This window comes from Halobacillus kuroshimensis DSM 18393, from assembly GCF_000425705.1.
In the GTDB taxonomy this organism is placed as follows: Bacteria; Bacillota; Bacilli; order Bacillales; family Halobacillaceae; genus Halobacillus; species Halobacillus kuroshimensis.
In genome coordinates this window covers 285,209-300,821 of sequence record NZ_AUDY01000010.1, presented here as the reverse complement: position 1 = coordinate 300,821, position 15,613 = coordinate 285,209, and the positions used below count along the sequence as shown (strand labels likewise).

Here is a 15,613-nt window from a genome sequence, read left to right as displayed (position 1 = left end):
TTATTCCATAAAGTCTTTCAGGCGTTTGCTGCGGCTCGGGTGTCTCAGCTTACGAAGAGCTTTCGCTTCAATCTGCCGGATTCTTTCCCGGGTTACTCCGAACACTTTTCCGACCTCTTCGAGTGTTCGCGTACGTCCGTCATCAAGTCCAAAACGGAGGCGCAGGACATTTTCTTCTCTATCTGTCAGTGTGTCCAGGACGTCTTCAAGCTGTTCCTTCAATAGTTCATAGGCGGCATGGTCAGATGGGGAGGTTGCTTCCTGGTCCTCAATGAAATCACCAAGATGGGAGTCGTCTTCTTCCCCGATCGGTGTTTCCAGTGATACGGGCTCCTGGGCAATCTTAAGGATTTCACGGACTTTATCCGGTGTAAGATCCATATCCTGAGCAATTTCCTCTGGTGTTGGTTCGCGGCCGAGGTCCTGAAGAAGCTGCCGCTGAACACGGATTAGTTTGTTAATCGTTTCCACCATGTGAACCGGAATACGGATGGTACGTGCCTGGTCGGCAATCGCACGGGTAATCGCCTGTCTGATCCACCATGTAGCATAGGTACTGAATTTGTAACCTTTGCGGTAATCGAATTTTTCAACCGCTTTAATCAGACCCATGTTCCCTTCCTGGATAAGATCAAGGAAAAGCATACCACGGCCGACGTAACGCTTGGCAATACTTACAACAAGACGAAGGTTGGCTTCTGCCAGATCCCTTTTCGCTTCCTCATCCCCATTTTCTATACGCTGGGCAAGACTGATTTCGTCTTTGGCTGATAATAGATTGACGCGGCCGATTTCTTTCAAATACATACGGACCGGGTCATTGATTTTCACACCTGGAGGCACACTCAGGTCATTGAGGTCGAATTCCTCTTCCTTATCAAGCTGCTTGATACTAGGGTCCGATTCAGAATCACCGATGACCTCTACACCCTGTTCATTCAGGTGCTCGTAAAATTCATCCATTTGATCGGAGTCGAGTTCGAAGCTGGATAATTTCTCAGCCACCTCTTCATACGCGAGGATTCCGCGCTTTTTCCCTAACTCTACGACCTGCTCTTTGGCCTGCTCCAGTGTCAATTCCGTCTGATTTTCAGTTTCTTTAGAACGTGATGGCTGTTGTTTCTTCTCTGCCATAAGTCCCCCTCCTTCCAACAATCTATCCAAACTCTACCTGATTACGCTTTTAATTCTTTTTTCCGTTTTATAATCTCCATCGCAATTTCCGCGGCCTTGATCGGCTCGTTCTGCTGTTCAGCCCGCTTCAACTCGGATTCCAGGCTCTTAATATCCGTTCGATCCCAGTTTTCCAATCGGATCCGCTCCATATAATCATGGATTTCCTGATCGGATACTTCCTCACTGACGGGCGCCATTGCGAGCTCGATCACGAGGTTTTTGATGGACATATCCTCAATCATTTCAACGAACTGACTGATATCTGATTCATTGCCGTCTTCATAATATGCGTAAAGATGTGTGACAATGACCTGATGGTCTTCTATATTAAAAGCCCCTCCTATTTCCTCCTGAACTTTATCAGCAATGTAGGGATCTTTCAACATATATGCAATCAGCTTTCTTTCCGCATTATGAAATGCAGGAAGAAGCTTGTTCTGAACCGATGTTTCCCTCTTAGGATTAGTATATCGGTTCTTTGGCTCATTATCCTTCACACCCTGCTGACTTCTTATCTGACTGATTTCCTCTTTCAAGGTTTCCAGAGATAACTGAAATTCAGACGACATCTCATTCAGGTAATGCTCTCTCTCGACCGCACGATCCAGAGTGGCAATCTCCTGTAGTACTTTTTCGATATAGGCGATACGATCTCCTTCCACCTGCAGGTTATAATCCCTGCGGAGATAACTCATCATAAAGGAGATGTACGTGTCGCTGGTATCAAGCACTTCCTTTTTGAAACGGTCCCCGCCGTGCCGCTGGATGAAGTCATCCGGGTCCAGACCGTCGGGTACACGGGCTACAAACGTCTGACAACCGATGCTCTTTGTCAGTCTGGCAGCCTTGACAGCCGCCTCAATCCCTGCACGGTCACCGTCATAACAGACGATGATCTGATCCGTATACTTTTTCAGCAAGTTGGCCTGTGTACTGGAAAGCGATGTTCCCATGGTCCCTACTGCATAAGGGATACCCGACTGGGCAGCGGATATAACATCCCCGAACCCTTCGAATAGGACAACGGTTTTTTCCTTACGTATGGAGGACCGGGCAAGATCGAAGTTATAAAGCAGCCGGCCCTTATGAAAGAGTTCCGTTTCCGGACTATTCAAATACTTGGGCTGCTGATCTCCAAGAGCTCTTCCGGCAAAAGCCACGGTCTTCCCCAGGTGGTTGCGCAGCGGAAACATGACCCTTCCGCGAAAGCGGTCGGCATAGTTCCCCTGATCATTCACACTCAACAGGCCGGCTTTGACCATCGTCTGGGGATGAAAGCCTTTTTTCTCAAGAAAGGTAACGACGAAGTCCTTATCATCCGGCGAATAACCGAGCTGATACTTCTGGATGGTTTCTTCTGTGAACCCTCTGTCCAAAAGATATTCATAGGCTTTTCGGCCGTCCTTGGAATTCTTTAACAAATGATGGTATAATTTTGTCAGCCACTGGTGTGCTTCAAGCATCGCCTGTGATTCCTGGTTATCCGCCCCGGTGTGGTTCTCATCAGCAATCTGCTCTGGAATTTCCACACCCGTGCTTTCAGAAAGCTGCTTGAGTGCCTGTATAAAACTGTATCCTTCCATTTCCATAAGGAAGGTGTAGACATTCCCTCCCTTTCCACAACCAAAGCAATGAAAAATCTGCTTATCCTGTGAAACGGAAAAAGAAGGAGTGTTTTCCCCATGGAATGGACAAAGGCCAAAATGGTTTCTTCCCTGCTTTTTGAGGTCAACATAATCGCCGATCACTTCCACAATGTCGGCTGATTTCCGAATCTCATCTACTTTTTCTTCTGGAATGTGTCCAGCCATATGATCACCATACTACTCAATTATTCTCTTCCAAAGGCTAAATTCCTTCATGATCAGACAACAAATATTGGAAAGTTTCCCGGAACTCTTCTCTGTGCTTGTCCGTAAAGGCGGAAGGCCCCTTCCATTTACGCTTCTGCTTCATCGTCTGCTGCCGGATAAACTTCTGGTTCATAATGTGATCCGCATCGGTTTCCTTTATCAGTTTTCCTCGCGGCGTCATCACATAAACCCCTTTAGAGGTCAGAAGAACAGCCAGCGACAAGTCCTGCGTAATGACCACATCTCCCCTGGCAGCTGCATTCAAAATGTAAAGGTCTACAGACTGGGAACCATCATCAACAAAGGTCCAGGATGCCTGTGACTTCTCTGTACTGAAATGATTTACCGTAGCAATGAATCTGGCCGTCACGCCGCACTCCGCGCTCATTTCCTCGATTTCCTTCTGAACGGGACAGCTGTCTGCGTCTACCCAGATCGTTCGATGTATTTTTGGCATAGTATCAATATTTCTACAGCAAGCGGTAGAATCCTCCTAAAATGCAAATGTTTTATTTTTCTGAAAAATAGACAATGTGCGTAAGGAGTAAGGATCCTGCAGATATGAAAACGGACCTGTCAGGATTTTTCCACAAAAAAATATTATAATACATTTCTCCTGTGAATGCTATGTCTAATTTTACCTAATTTCATTCTTCCCAACAAAAGCCGCGCTTAATCAAAGCGCGACTTTTTGAGATTCTGCATTATTCCTGAGCATCTTTCCTCAGCTTATTCATAATGATATTCGCCGTTTCCTCTACAGCTTTATTAGAGACATCAATAACCGGACAGCCGATTTTATCGACTATTCTGTTGAAATGCTCCAGCTCCTGGCTGATCCGTTCAAGGTTGGCATATGTAGCCTGATCACCGAGTCCCAGGGATTTCAAACGTTCCTTCCGGATATCATTCAGCTTTTCTGCACTGATTTTCAAGCCGATGCATTTCTCCGGGTCCACCCGGAACAATTCAGACGGTGGCTGGACTTCCGGAACAATCGGGACGTTTGCCACTTTCAGCCTCTTATGAGCAAGATACTGGGACAGTGGAGTTTTGGACGTTCGGGATACGCCGATCAAAACGATATCTGCCTTGGAAATGCCCCGCGGGTCACGGCCATCATCATACCGGACAGCGAATTCAATGGCTTCCACCCGCTTGAAATAATCCTCATCAAGCTTGTGGACGAGACCCGGCTCCAGTCTCGGCTGTATTTTGAGGTGACTTTCCATCGCTTCCATCATCGGCCCCATAATATCAACACAGCGGACCCCGTGTTTTTCGGCTTCCTGTTTCAGGTGAATCCTGTATTCAGGAACGACAAGGGTAAAGCCGATCATGGCATCGTGCTCTTTCGCTTGAAGGACAGCTTCGTTAATCGTCCCTTTATCTTCTACATACGGGATGCGCTGAAGGTCAAAAGGTCCGTCATCAAACTGACTCAAGCAAGCCTTTGTAACAAGCTCAGCGGTCTCCCCTACGGAATCGGATAGTACATAAATTAATGGTTTCTCCATACTGCCCCTCCTAATCCTGAATCAAATATGCTGATCGCGTGCAAGTTCTACAAGGGCTTTGGTTATATTTGTTTTCGTTAATCTTCCAACGACCTCAAGCCCATCCTCTGCAGGATTCACGACCGGCAGTCCGTCGATCTGTTTTTCTATTAACTTCTGGGCGGCGTCCAAAAGGAGATCCTCAGGCTCACATATCGTAATATTCGGCATACGCGTCATAATGATATGGACCGGGATGGACGTTAAGTCCTTCGATCCTATGCTTGCCCTCAGCAGGTCCTTTCTGGAAAGGACGCCGACAAGATGGGATTTATGGTTCGTGACAAACAATGTTCCGACATCTTCAAGAAACATCGCACAGATCGCATCATACGCCGATACGTCTTCCTCTACAACTATCGGGAGGGACTGGTATTCCCTCACTTTGAACTTTTTCAGTTTTTCCGTGAAAAGTTCAGAACCTGTTTTCCCCGTGAAAAAATAACCCACCCGGGGCCGCGCATCCAGATAGCCTGCCATCGTTAATATAGCAAGATCCGGACGCAGGGTCGCCCGTGTTAATTCCAGTCTTTCTGCGATGTTCTCTCCGGTAATCGGTCCATTATCCTTCACAATTTGAATAATCTGCTCCTGCCGGTTTGATAATTCCAAGTTCTCACCACCCTGAACACTGAATGTGACATACTATTCACTATTATACCTCATTTTCCTGAATGGGCAAAAGAAGGGTGCTTAGAACTGCTGTTTCCACTCGATTCGTGTCAGATCGGCATACTGATAAATATCTCCAGCCATCTGCTTCAACAGGCCGAGTCGGTTGGCTCTGACTCTTTCATCCTCTGCCATGACCATGACCGCATCAAAGAAGGAGTGAATCGGCTCCGCCAGTCCGGACAGGGTCTCCAGTGCCTCTTCCACACGGCCTTCAGACATCTGACGGCTGTACGATTCATGGACCGTTTGGAACACATCGTAAAGCTGCTGTTCTTCCTTGCTTTCAAACAGTTCTGGATGGACTTCCTCTGCATCGGCTTTTTCAGCTAAATTCAATACACGGCCGAGGGCTTCCTGCACAGGTTTGAAAGAGGGCTCATTCCGTTTTTCAACAAGCAGATCCGCTTTTCGCCCTGCAACAGGGAAGTGACCGATACCCTGTGCGAGAACAGCTTCCACGATGTCTGGATCCACTTCATTTTCACGTAGCAGATAGGCGGCACGGACACGGAAAAATTCATGAAGATCCTTGTGAACCTCTTCTTCCGATCTTGTCGGGAGTTCAAGTTCGATATAGAACTGATGAACAAGATCGATCAGTTTTTCAACGGACACGGACCAGCCACGGCTGTTCAGCGTTTGAAGAATACCAAGGGCCTGTCTTCTCAACCCGTATGGGTCCTGAGATCCTGTTGGTACATGACCGATAGAAACACTTCCGACGATCGTATCGAGTTTATCTGCAATGCTCACAATGGATCCGATCGTAGATGATGGCACTTCACCATTGGCCTGCCGAGGCATATAGTGTTCATTGACAGCCGCAGCCACTTCCTCATCTTCCCCAAACAGACGGGCATACTTCTCACCCATCACTCCTTGAAGCTCGGTGAATTCGTCGACCATCTGGGTGACAAGGTCAAATTTGCAGATTTCCGCAGCACGCGTAGCTTTTTGTTTTTCTTCTTCACTCAGGCCGAGCCATTCACTCAGTTTACCAGTAATGGCTGTTATACGCTGAACCTTATCCGCAAGCGTACCAAGTTCCTCCTGATAAACCATACGGGAAAGCTTCTCCATCTTCTCATCGATGCTTCCCTTCTGGTCTTCCTCATAAAAGAACTGCGCATCTTTCAAGCGTGCTTTCAACACCTTTTCGTTTCCACGGGCTACGATATCAATGTTCTGGTCGTCCCCATTACGCACACCGACGAAATATGGCAGCAGCTTGTTATCATGGGAGCGGACAGGGAAATAACGCTGGTGCTCTTTCATGGATGTAATCAATGCTTCTTCAGGCACCTCCAGGAATTCCTCTGAGAATGCTCCGCTGAAAACAGCTGGATATTCCACCAGATGGGTCACTTCTTCGAGAAGCTCCTCATCTATCATAAGCTTCCAGCTCTGTTTCTCTTCCAGCTGTTTAAGCTGGCTTACAATTCGACCCTGACGCTTTTCCACAGAAGCCATAACGTATTGATCAGAAAGCGTCTGTTCGTAGTGATCCGCACTCGGGATGGTTGTTTCTGATCCAAGAAAACGATGGCCGAATGTCCGGCGGTCTGTATGAACGTTCTCGATTTGGAAAGGAATCACCTGTTCCCCGAATAAAGCCACCATCCAGCGGATCGGACGGGCAAAACGGAGATCACGGTCTCCCCAGCGCATATTCTTTGGGAAATTCAGAGATAGAAAAACCTCTCCAAACTGCTCAAGCAGGGCGGCCGTTTCCTTTCCTTCAATGAATTTACGCACGTGCACATATTCTGTACCTTTGATTTCCTTGAAGTAAATATCATCGACGTCTCTGCCCTGCCCTTTTGTAAATCCAATGGCTGCCTTCGACCAGTTCCCTTCTTCATCGAGGGCGATCTTTTTAGCAGGACCCTTCGCCTCTTCCTCAAGGTCCGGCTGCTTATCAGCGACTTCTGTGATTTGGACAGCCAGTCTTCTTGGTGTGGCAAAGCCGTGGATATCACCAAAAGGGATCCGGTTATCTGTCAGCCACTTCTCTGTCTTATCTTTCAACTGGGCAAGAGCATCATTAATAAAACGGGCAGGAAGCTCCTCCAGGCCGAGCTCAAATAATACAGTCTTACTCATCTGCTCCACCTTCTTTCTTCAACATTGGGAATCCGAGGCGTTCCCTTTCTTCTACATAGGTTTTCGCAATTTTACGGGCAAGGTTCCGGACCCGGGAAATGTATCCCGTCCTCTCTGTGACACTGATGACGCCCTTAGCATCCAGAAGGTTGAACGTATGCGAACACTTCAGCACGTAATCATACGCAGGGAACACGAGTCCCTCTTCCATGATGCGTTCCGCTTCTTTCTCATAGGTTGCAAACAAATCAAAGAGCATCTTTTCATCGGACGCTTCGAACGTATAAACGGAATGTTCGTATTCCGGCTGTGTAAAGATGTCTCCTACTGTCACGCCGTTGGTCCATTCCAGATCAAAAACATTTTCCTTATCCTGAATATAGGACGCCAGACGCTCAAGCCCGTACGTGATTTCCGCTGACACCGGCTTCGCTTCCAATCCACCAATCTGTTGGAAGTACGTGAATTGAGTAATTTCCATACCGTCCAACCATACTTCCCATCCAAGGCCGGCGGCTCCAAGTGTCGGGTTTTCCCAGTTATCTTCAACGAAGCGGATATCATGCTTCAATGGATCGATGCCAAGGGCACGCAGGGATTCTAAATACAGCTCCTGAATGTTATCCGGAGATGGTTTCATGATGACCTGGAACTGATGGTGCTGGTACAAACGGTTTGGGTTCTGGCCATAGCGTCCATCAGCCGGACGACGGGAAGGTTCTACATAGGCTACGTTCCAAGGTTCCGGACCAAGGCTTCGAAGCAGCGTCATCGGAGACATCGTTCCTGCCCCTTTTTCCGTATCATAAGCCTGCATGAGCAGACACCCCTGGCTGGACCAGTGATTCTGCAGGGTTAAAATCATATCTTGAATATTCAAGTCTTTTCCTCCTCCTAGAAAGTGAGCGGATAAAGAAAATCCCGCCCCTATGCCTGAATCAGACATAGGGACGGGATTTCCGCGGTTCCACCCTAATTGCTCTTCTATGTAGAAAAGCCACTTTAAAAAACTGCTCCAGAGCGCCTTCACTGAATGGTTCCCGCCTGACTTTCACCGGCTCAGGCTCGCTTGTGGAGAACGGAGTTCAGCTACTCCTCTCTTTCACTGCAGTACGTATATTTGATATTAGAATCATACTCTAGTTGCAAGGATGCTGTCAAACCTCACTCAGAAAATAAATCAAGCTGCTTCAAAAACTTTTTGGATTTGATAAAATATCCGCCGTAACGGTCATAGTATTCATCCATCAGCTGACGGAGCAGCTTTTTATTTTCTTCCTTCATGGTAATCTGTCCGAGTCGTTTTACATCAATATGTAAAAATACACGCAGCAGCTTTGGCAGCGGATCCGGCAGGCCGTAGGCTCCGGGATCGATATGCTTGCAGCGGTAACAGAGAAGACCGCCTTCGGACATGGAAAAGGAATACGGACCTTCTGTACTGCCGCAGTTCAGGCAGTGATCGACCACCGGTGCAAATCCGGCCTTTTTAAAAAGCTTCAATTCATACATCATAGTGAGGATGTTCGGATCTTTATCTTCATTCATCCACACCATCGTCTGCAGAAGCTGTTCAAAAAGAAAAGGATCCGGTTGTTTTTCTTCTATGAGCTTGTCGGTCAGCTCTGCAATGTAGGAAGCATAGGCTGTTTTGACAATATCCTCGCGGATGGAACGGAGGGAAGATAACATTTCCCCCTGGCTCATAGATCCAAGTCCGGATCCTGACTGTATGAGATACATTCCGTGAATAAACGGCTGGGATACAGATGCCATCCGGCTCTTCGGCTTCTTAGCGCCTCTGGCCATGACACCTATTTTCCCTTTCTCCCTTGTCATCATCGTGACTATCTTATGTGTTTCCCCATAATTATTAGTACGGATCACAAGGCCTTCCACTTTGTCCATCAAGTGTATCACCTGCTCCGTTTACGAATTTTGATCATTCGTTGTCAGGGGATCAGGGGAGGAAGCAAATGGTTCCTGAGACTGTTGTTGATCCTGCGACTCAAATTCTTTCATCATCAAGTAAGTTTCCACACTTCCCGTCTGCCTGAAAACATTCCATGAAAGGTTGTCGAGCACAAGAAACACCGCCTTTCTTTTATTCGCTGATACCATTTACATGCTTATCTTGCTTTCCCCGGCCTGATCTATAAGGCTTAATTTTTTCCAACCTTTAATATTCGTCGTCCCTGTAACCGAAATCGCTGAGTTGAATCTGCTTGTTCCGCCAGTCTTTCTGTACTTTCACCCACAGTTCAAGATACACTTTACTGCCGAGCAGGGATTCAATATCCTTACGGGCTCTCTTGCCGACTTCCTTCAGCATGCTGCCCTGCTTCCCAATAATGATCCCTTTTTGAGATTTGCGTTCCACGATGATGGCCGCCTGGATATAAACGCCGGGAGCATCTTCCCTGGGCTTTATCCCTTCAATGACCACAGCAATGGAATGCGGAATTTCCTCTCTCGTCAGGTGAAGCACTTTTTCGCGGATGAATTCACTGATGACAAACCGCTCCGGGTGATCGGTAATCTGGTCTTCCGGATAAAACTGCGGACCTTCCGGCAGATGGCTTTTTAAAACCCCGAGCAGATGGTTGACGTTGTTACCCTCGAGAGCGGAGATCGGGATGATTTCTTCAAAATCATACATGTCCTTGTACTGCTCGATCAACGGCAGCAGCTTGTCCGGGTGAACCCGGTCGATTTTGTTGATGATCAGGAAGACAGGCTGGTTCACGCGCTGCAGGCGATCGATAATGAACTGATCCCCGCGCCCGTATCCTTCTTCTGCATTGATCATAAACAGGACGGCATCCACTTCATTAAGCGTATTTTCAGCTGTATTCACCATAAAATCGCCGAGTTTGTGCTTTGGTTTATGAATACCAGGGGTGTCGATAAAGACCATCTGGGATTCTTCATCGGTGTAGACACCCTGGATTTTGTTTCTTGTTGTCTGCGGCTTATCACTCATGATGGCAATTTTCTCACCAATTACGCGGTTCATGAACGTGGATTTACCAACGTTCGGACGGCCCACAATCGTAATAAAGCCTGATTTGAAATTCTCTGTCATACATGTTCCTCCAATAAAATCTAACCTTTAGGTTCTTCTGTATTCTATTATAACATCCCGTAAGGTTTACCGTTACATCAATAAAGCAAGGAGCTTAGGCCCGAACAGGAAAACACCTACGACCACAGATCCACCGGCAGCCGTAAGTACGGCCCCTGCTGCCACGTCCTTGACAGCACCCACGGCAGGGTGACGGTCCGGATGGAGGTGGTCCAGCAGTTTTTCAATAGCGGAATTAACCATCTCTAATGTCAGGACCAAAGCAATTGTAACCGTAAGTACAGCCCATTCCACTAAGGATAACCGCAGAATTCCGCCTGCTGTTAAGGCAAGGATGGCAGCCGCAGCATGAATGCGGAAATTCCGCTCCGATGTCCAGACCAGTTTGATGCCCCTCCATGCATAGGCAAATCCTATTCCTTTTTTCTTAGGATCGCTGGAGCCCGAATTCACGGAGAATGTCCTCCTGGCGGGTGAACATCTTCTTTTCATCCTCTTCATTCAGATGATCATATCCCAGCAGGTGAAGGAATCCGTGAAGAGCAAGGAAGCCGAATTCCCTTTCCAGAGAGTGATGATAATCCTCCGCCTGCTCCTTGGCCTTGTCCACAGAGATGACGATATCACCGAGCATCATTGGCAGGTTTTCATCCAGGATGTCCACTTCGCCTTCCCCTGTCTCCTGCATGGCAAAGGAAATGACGTCTGTCGGCTCATCCTTTTGTCGGTAGTTGCGGTTGAGTTCCTGAATTTCTTTATTGTCAACAAAGCTTACCGATACTTCAGCATCTCCGGTGATGCCTTCCCGTCCGCCTGCAAATTCAAGTATGCGCTGGATCATATCAACAAAAGCTTCGTCTACAGAGTTCGTTTCATCGTGAAAATCAATGGTGATCACTTGTCTTCCTCCTTATTTAAGGGCTTCTTCAGCCTCATGTAAAGTAACTGCGTCTGCTGCAGGGGATGTTATGATGGATCTTTTTCTTTCCGGCCATAAACCCGCTTTTCCAAGTGAAAAGCTCCCCTCTACCCCTATCATATAGGGTGTCATGCTCCAAGGCAAATGGTTCATGGTAAGCGGACACAAAAAGAAATAAGACCCGGGGAGGGTCTTATTGTTTATCGCCTTCATATGCATCAATGATTCTCTGTACAAGCGGGTGACGGACAACGTCCGACTGATCAAGCTTAATGAACGATGCACCTTTGACAGAGCCAAGCGTCTCTTCAGCTACACGCAGCCCGGACTTGACACCTTTCGGCAGGTCAACCTGGGTAATATCCCCGGTGATGATCATCTTCGATCCAAAGCCAAGGCGGGTGAGGAACATTTTCATTTGTTCAGGGGTGGTATTCTGCGCTTCATCCAGAATGGCAAACGCATCATCCAGGGTACGGCCCCTCATATAGGCAAGCGGGGCGATCTCAATCGTTCCCCGGTCAATCAGTCTTGCTGTGTGTTCTGCTCCGAAAACGTCATGAAGAGAATCATACAGCGGCCGTAGATAAGGATCCACTTTTTCCTTCAAATCCCCGGGCAGGAAACCAAGGCTTTCCCCGGCTTCAACGGCAGGGCGTGTCAAGATGATCCTTTTTACGTCTCCGTTTTTCAGGGCATTGACGGCCATAATGACAGCTAAGTATGTTTTTCCGGTTCCGGCCGGGCCGATTCCGAATACAAGATCATGATTTTTAATGGCAGCAATATAATTCCGCTGTCCGAGAGTTTTCACCCTGATGGACTTACCTTTAGAGTTTTTCGTGATTTCGTCTTCAAACAACGCTTCAAACTGATTGATTTTTCCTTTTTTAGCCAGTTCCACGGCGTAGACAATGTCTCGCTCTGTTACGGAAAGTCCTTTACGGATCAGAGCAAGGACACTCAGAAGAATATCCTCAACTAATTGAACATGTTCCGCCTGCCCGGACACCCGGACCTGGCCGCCGCGGGAGATGATCGTCACCTGCAGCTGTTCTTCAATTTGCTTCAAATTACGGTCCTCTGTCCCGAACAGGGCCAGAGTTTCTGTTGTATTATCCAATTGGATGTCCATTGTTTTCAACTCTTCCGGCATACTCAATCTCCTTGACTAATATACTTGGTCTCTGCAATGTTTTCATAAACTTTGTACAATAGGATTAATTTTACTTTACCATGCTCCTCACTAAGGTGCAAAACTTTTTCGTCTTTGATTTCTGCTCCCGGTTCAAGCTCCTGCAGCAGGCTCTGCCCCGCAGCCTTCCGTCCTATTTTCTCTATTTCCTTACGGGATGATTCCATCGCTCCTGTATCAATGGCGAAATGGTCTACGCGCTTCATGTTCAAAGGGAGTGAGTAAGAAAAAACCCTCCAGTCTGTTGTTACATTTTCGTCTCTGTAGCTTCCATCTGTTCCGCGCCACCACCCCCATACCGGAACAGACCAGCCTCCAATTTTCAAGTGATACTCGGTTTCAACTGTGCCGTCAGTGAGTGTTATGATCTGCTGAAGGGGAAGCTCCTGCTCCACCCTGTACCATGTCTCCGCTGTGACATCCCCCTCTGTGTGGACAAACGTCTCCCCTTCTTCGACGAGTTCACCTGTGGCGAGGACCTGTCCTTTCTTTACGACATCATAGACAGACACAAGCGGCCGGCCTTTTTTTATAAAGGTCTGAACGATCATCCCCTTCTTTGATGCGACGAGGTTGGAGGGCTGGTTGTCCTGATTCGTATCATGCCTGGTCTTTTTCACACCGTACAAATGGTAGCTTGTCCCTTGTTTTTTCACCCCGATCCATAACAGATCCGGAATATCCTCCAACAGCTGCTGCTGGATATCGTTTGGATCCTTCATTCCGATGGTCAACCGTCCCGGGGATACCCCATAAGTGTTCAGTTTCTTTTCAACTGCTGCCTCTAATTCAGGCGTCAATCCCTCGACCTTGATCGACCACAATGTATTCGCCGCCAGAAAGACGAGAACGAGCGCAGCCAGAAATGCCGCCGCCACGGAAAGCCGCCTCCGCATAAGCTTGTATAAAAAAGGAACGCCCTTCCCTTCCTTAATGGTCAGGCGGCACTTGTATTTTCTCCGGAGCGACCGGAGAATTTTCCAATCCTTGAGCCGGATGGTGAAGCGGACAGTCGTTTCGTCCAGTCGCCTCAGGCTGGTCACCCTGCACCCGCGCCGTGTGCACGCCTGTAAAAAAGGTTCCAGCAGTGGACCGGAAGCCTCGATGGTTAACACACCCTCAAAATATCCCCGCTGGTTTCCCATAAGACTCACCCTCCTTTGGAATCAGGAAAAAACTCAACAGATTTCAACTCTCCTTCCAGGAGAAGTTCTTCTTTCAGCATCATTTTCACCCCGAGGTCTCTGCCAACAATCCGGACCTGGCCCTTTTTGTATTGAATCCTTACTTCTTCCTCTGAAAAATGCAGGAGGCCTGTATGATTTTCTATGTAGACATGTATGGATCCGATCGTAGTAATTCGTGGTAAATCCAGCATCACATCAGCCGGAAGGTCAAAGTAACGGCCGATCCATGTTCTAATCTGCTGCTGCCATTTTGGCATACAACGCCCCCCCTTCTTTTCATTTATACGAAAAACGCCCGAATTGTATCACTACAATTCGGGCGTTCGTCTATCTTTTTCGGGGATGCGAGCGATGCGGCTTGTGCGCACGCGGGGGTCCAAGAATTTCAGCCATTACAATTCCTTCGGCCAGTTTTTTCTTATCCCACTTCCGCGCCTGCTCTACCAGAGGGCCCTCCGTCGTTAACGGAGGAGCCTTTGTCGAGGCTTTCCGCCCCGCCGGAGGGTTTTCCTCCATCGGGCTGGATTTCTCTGCGTTATAGACCGGAGAATCCGTTATGGTCCGGTTATTGTTGTATCCAGAAGCGTCAGACCTTGATTTTTCAGCTATTTCTTCCAGACGCTTCTGTTTTTCTTCATAATACTCGCGGAGACGGCCTCCTTTATCTTGCTGACCCTCTTTTTCCTGCTGCGGTTCCCCCTGGGACTTATTCGGATAAGGACGGGGCGCCGTTTGTTTCTTCGGAGCTCCCGGCTTTTGATCCTTTTCTTTTGACATCCCGCTGAACCAGCTGATAATTCCACCGATAATCGCAGCGACGATGACAAAATTACTGAATATCAATTCAATAAGATCTGCCATATGCATGCTCCTTTAAGTCAGCGAGGATTTACTTATCTTCTTCGGCTTCTTCGTCTGATGTGCGGCCGAGAGTATTTCTCATATCCGTATCAGCATTGATGTTCTGATAGTTCATGTAATCCATAACGCCCATTTTTCCGGAACGAAGAGCTTCTGCAAGGGCTTGAGGAACCTGGGCTTCTGCTTCCACAACCTTCGCCTGCATTTCCTGTACGCGGGCGCGCATTTCCTGCTCCTGGGCAATGGCCATCGCACGTCGTTCTTCTGCTTTCGCCTGAGCGATGTTTTTATCTGCTTCTGCCTGGTCGGTCTGAAGAATCGCACCGATGTTTTTACCGATATCAATATCAGCAATATCGATGGAGAGGATTTCAAAAGCCGTACCTGCATCCAGCCCTTTACTCAATACGTTTTGAGAAATACGATCCGGATTTTCCAATACTTTGTTGTGGTTTTCACTGGAACCGATGGTCGATACAATTCCTTCACCAACACGGGCGATCACGGTATCTTCACCAGCACCACCGACAAGACGGTCGATATTGGCACGAACGGTGATACGCGCTTTGGCTTTCACTTCAATTCCGTCCATCGCTACACCAGCGATAAATGGTGTTTCAATAACCTTAGGGTTGACACTCATCTGTACGGCTTCCAGAACGTCACGGCCGGCCAGATCGATCGCAGCACAGCGTTCAAAGCTCAGTTCGATATTCGCACGCTGAGCGGCAATCAGCGCATTGACCACACGGTCGACGTTACCACCGGCAAGGTAGTGGCTTTCCAGCTGGTTGGTGTTGACGTTGACGCCGGCTTTATGGGCTTTAATCAACGGGTTGATGACGCGGGAAGGAATAACCCTTCTCAATCTCATTCCAACAAGCGTAAAGATATTGATCTTAACTCCGGCAGCCAGGGCACTGATCCAGAGCATGACCGGGATAAATGTGAAGAGCACAGCCAGTACGATAATAATGATACCGATAATGATAATCGGCATGAG

17 protein-coding genes and 1 other annotated feature are annotated in these 15,613 nt (G+C 47.9%); all 17 genes read right to left on the bottom strand.

Annotated features, from left to right (window positions below; translation table 11 throughout):
* Entirely contained in the window at positions 1 to 1,134 is a 1,134-nt protein-coding gene (gene rpoD, locus H615_RS0111935; RefSeq protein ID WP_027955371.1) for an RNA polymerase sigma factor RpoD, read from the bottom strand.
* 41 nt (positions 1,135 to 1,175) lie between these two features.
* Positions 1,176 to 2,987: a DNA primase gene (gene dnaG, locus H615_RS0111930; RefSeq protein WP_027955370.1), complete on the bottom strand. Its 1,812-nt coding sequence runs from the start codon at positions 2,985 to 2,987 to the stop codon at positions 1,176 to 1,178.
* 37 nt (positions 2,988 to 3,024) lie between these two features.
* Positions 3,025 to 3,486: a DUF188 domain-containing protein gene (locus tag H615_RS0111925; RefSeq protein ID WP_027955369.1), complete on the bottom strand. Its 462-nt coding sequence runs from the start codon at positions 3,484 to 3,486 to the stop codon at positions 3,025 to 3,027.
* A 247-nt stretch (positions 3,487 to 3,733) separates the two neighbouring features.
* Positions 3,734 to 4,546, bottom strand: a complete 813-nt coding sequence (locus H615_RS0111920; RefSeq protein WP_027955368.1) for a pyruvate, water dikinase regulatory protein — start codon at positions 4,544 to 4,546, stop codon at positions 3,734 to 3,736.
* A 21-nt stretch (positions 4,547 to 4,567) separates the two neighbouring features.
* Positions 4,568 to 5,197, bottom strand: coding sequence for a transcriptional regulator CcpN (gene ccpN / locus H615_RS0111915; RefSeq protein WP_027955367.1), 630 nt, complete (start codon positions 5,195 to 5,197; stop codon positions 4,568 to 4,570).
* A gap of 81 nt (positions 5,198 to 5,278) precedes the next feature.
* Entirely contained in the window at positions 5,279 to 7,363 is a 2,085-nt protein-coding gene (glyS, locus tag H615_RS0111910) for a glycine--tRNA ligase subunit beta (RefSeq protein ID WP_027955366.1), read from the bottom strand.
* The gene (gene glyQ / locus H615_RS0111905; RefSeq protein WP_027955365.1) at positions 7,356 to 8,243 is read right to left on the bottom strand and encodes a glycine--tRNA ligase subunit alpha; all 888 of its coding nucleotides are present in this window, start codon (positions 8,241 to 8,243) and stop codon (positions 7,356 to 7,358) included. Before glyQ ends, glyS begins: the two co-directional genes overlap by 8 nt.
* A 63-nt stretch (positions 8,244 to 8,306) precedes the next feature.
* Positions 8,307 to 8,478, bottom strand: a binding site (T-box leader).
* A 49-nt stretch (positions 8,479 to 8,527) separates the two neighbouring features.
* The gene (gene recO, locus H615_RS0111900; protein ID WP_027955364.1) at positions 8,528 to 9,274 is read right to left on the bottom strand and encodes a DNA repair protein RecO; all 747 of its coding nucleotides are present in this window, start codon (positions 9,272 to 9,274) and stop codon (positions 8,528 to 8,530) included.
* Between the two features lie 18 nt (positions 9,275 to 9,292).
* The gene (locus tag H615_RS21290) at positions 9,293 to 9,484 is read right to left on the bottom strand and encodes a YqzL family protein (RefSeq protein WP_035532030.1); all 192 of its coding nucleotides are present in this window, start codon (positions 9,482 to 9,484) and stop codon (positions 9,293 to 9,295) included.
* A gap of 58 nt (positions 9,485 to 9,542) precedes the next feature.
* Positions 9,543 to 10,448 (bottom strand): GTPase Era, encoded by a 906-nt coding sequence (gene era, locus H615_RS0111890; RefSeq protein WP_027955363.1) that lies wholly within the window; start codon positions 10,446 to 10,448, stop codon positions 9,543 to 9,545.
* A 72-nt stretch (positions 10,449 to 10,520) separates the two neighbouring features.
* Positions 10,521 to 10,901: a diacylglycerol kinase gene (locus tag H615_RS0111885; RefSeq protein ID WP_027955362.1), complete on the bottom strand. Its 381-nt coding sequence runs from the start codon at positions 10,899 to 10,901 to the stop codon at positions 10,521 to 10,523.
* Positions 10,876 to 11,343, bottom strand: coding sequence for an rRNA maturation RNase YbeY (gene ybeY, locus H615_RS0111880; RefSeq protein ID WP_027955361.1), 468 nt, complete (start codon positions 11,341 to 11,343; stop codon positions 10,876 to 10,878). Before ybeY ends, H615_RS0111885 begins: the two co-directional genes overlap by 26 nt.
* Before the next feature lie 217 nt (positions 11,344 to 11,560).
* Entirely contained in the window at positions 11,561 to 12,523 is a 963-nt protein-coding gene (locus H615_RS0111875) for a PhoH family protein (RefSeq protein ID WP_027955360.1), read from the bottom strand.
* 2 nt (positions 12,524 to 12,525) lie between these two features.
* Positions 12,526 to 13,707: a sporulation protein YqfD gene (gene yqfD, locus H615_RS0111870; RefSeq protein ID WP_027955359.1), complete on the bottom strand. Its 1,182-nt coding sequence runs from the start codon at positions 13,705 to 13,707 to the stop codon at positions 12,526 to 12,528.
* A gap of 5 nt (positions 13,708 to 13,712) precedes the next feature.
* Entirely contained in the window at positions 13,713 to 14,006 is a 294-nt protein-coding gene (gene yqfC / locus H615_RS0111865) for a sporulation protein YqfC (protein ID WP_027955358.1), read from the bottom strand.
* Between the two features lie 70 nt (positions 14,007 to 14,076).
* Positions 14,077 to 14,610, bottom strand: a complete 534-nt coding sequence (locus H615_RS0111860) for a hypothetical protein (protein ID WP_027955357.1) — start codon at positions 14,608 to 14,610, stop codon at positions 14,077 to 14,079.
* Positions 14,611 to 14,638: 28 nt separating this feature from the next.
* A complete protein-coding gene (floA, locus tag H615_RS0111855; RefSeq protein WP_035532116.1) occupies positions 14,639 to 15,610 on the bottom strand; it encodes a flotillin-like protein FloA in 972 nt (323 codons plus the stop codon).
* Between the last annotated feature and the right edge of the window lie 3 nt (positions 15,611 to 15,613).

Excerpts from the sequence above, each read along its gene's own strand:
- rpoD (WP_027955371.1), bottom strand. The coding sequence starts at position 1,134 with ATGGCAGAGAAGAAACAACAGCCATCACGTTCTAAAGAAACTGAAAAT.
- dnaG (WP_027955370.1), bottom strand. The coding sequence starts at position 2,987 with ATGGCTGGACACATTCCAGAAGAAAAAGTAGATGAGATTCGGAAATCA.
- H615_RS0111925 (WP_027955369.1), bottom strand. The coding sequence starts at position 3,486 with ATGCCAAAAATACATCGAACGATCTGGGTAGACGCAGACAGCTGTCCC.
- H615_RS0111920 (WP_027955368.1), bottom strand. The coding sequence starts at position 4,546 with ATGGAGAAACCATTAATTTATGTACTATCCGATTCCGTAGGGGAGACC.
- glyS (WP_027955366.1), bottom strand. The coding sequence starts at position 7,363 with ATGAGTAAGACTGTATTATTTGAGCTCGGCCTGGAGGAGCTTCCTGCC.
- H615_RS21290 (WP_035532030.1), bottom strand. The coding sequence starts at position 9,484 with ATGGTATCAGCGAATAAAAGAAAGGCGGTGTTTCTTGTGCTCGACAAC.
- era (WP_027955363.1), bottom strand. The coding sequence starts at position 10,448 with ATGACAGAGAATTTCAAATCAGGCTTTATTACGATTGTGGGCCGTCCG.
- H615_RS0111875 (WP_027955360.1), bottom strand. The coding sequence starts at position 12,523 with ATGCCGGAAGAGTTGAAAACAATGGACATCCAATTGGATAATACAACA.
- yqfD (WP_027955359.1), bottom strand. The coding sequence starts at position 13,707 with ATGGGAAACCAGCGGGGATATTTTGAGGGTGTGTTAACCATCGAGGCT.
- yqfC (WP_027955358.1), bottom strand. The coding sequence starts at position 14,006 with ATGCCAAAATGGCAGCAGCAGATTAGAACATGGATCGGCCGTTACTTT.
- H615_RS0111860 (WP_027955357.1), bottom strand. The coding sequence starts at position 14,610 with ATGGCAGATCTTATTGAATTGATATTCAGTAATTTTGTCATCGTCGCT.
- floA (WP_035532116.1), bottom strand. The coding sequence starts at position 15,610 with ATGCCGATTATCATTATCGGTATCATTATTATCGTACTGGCTGTGCTC.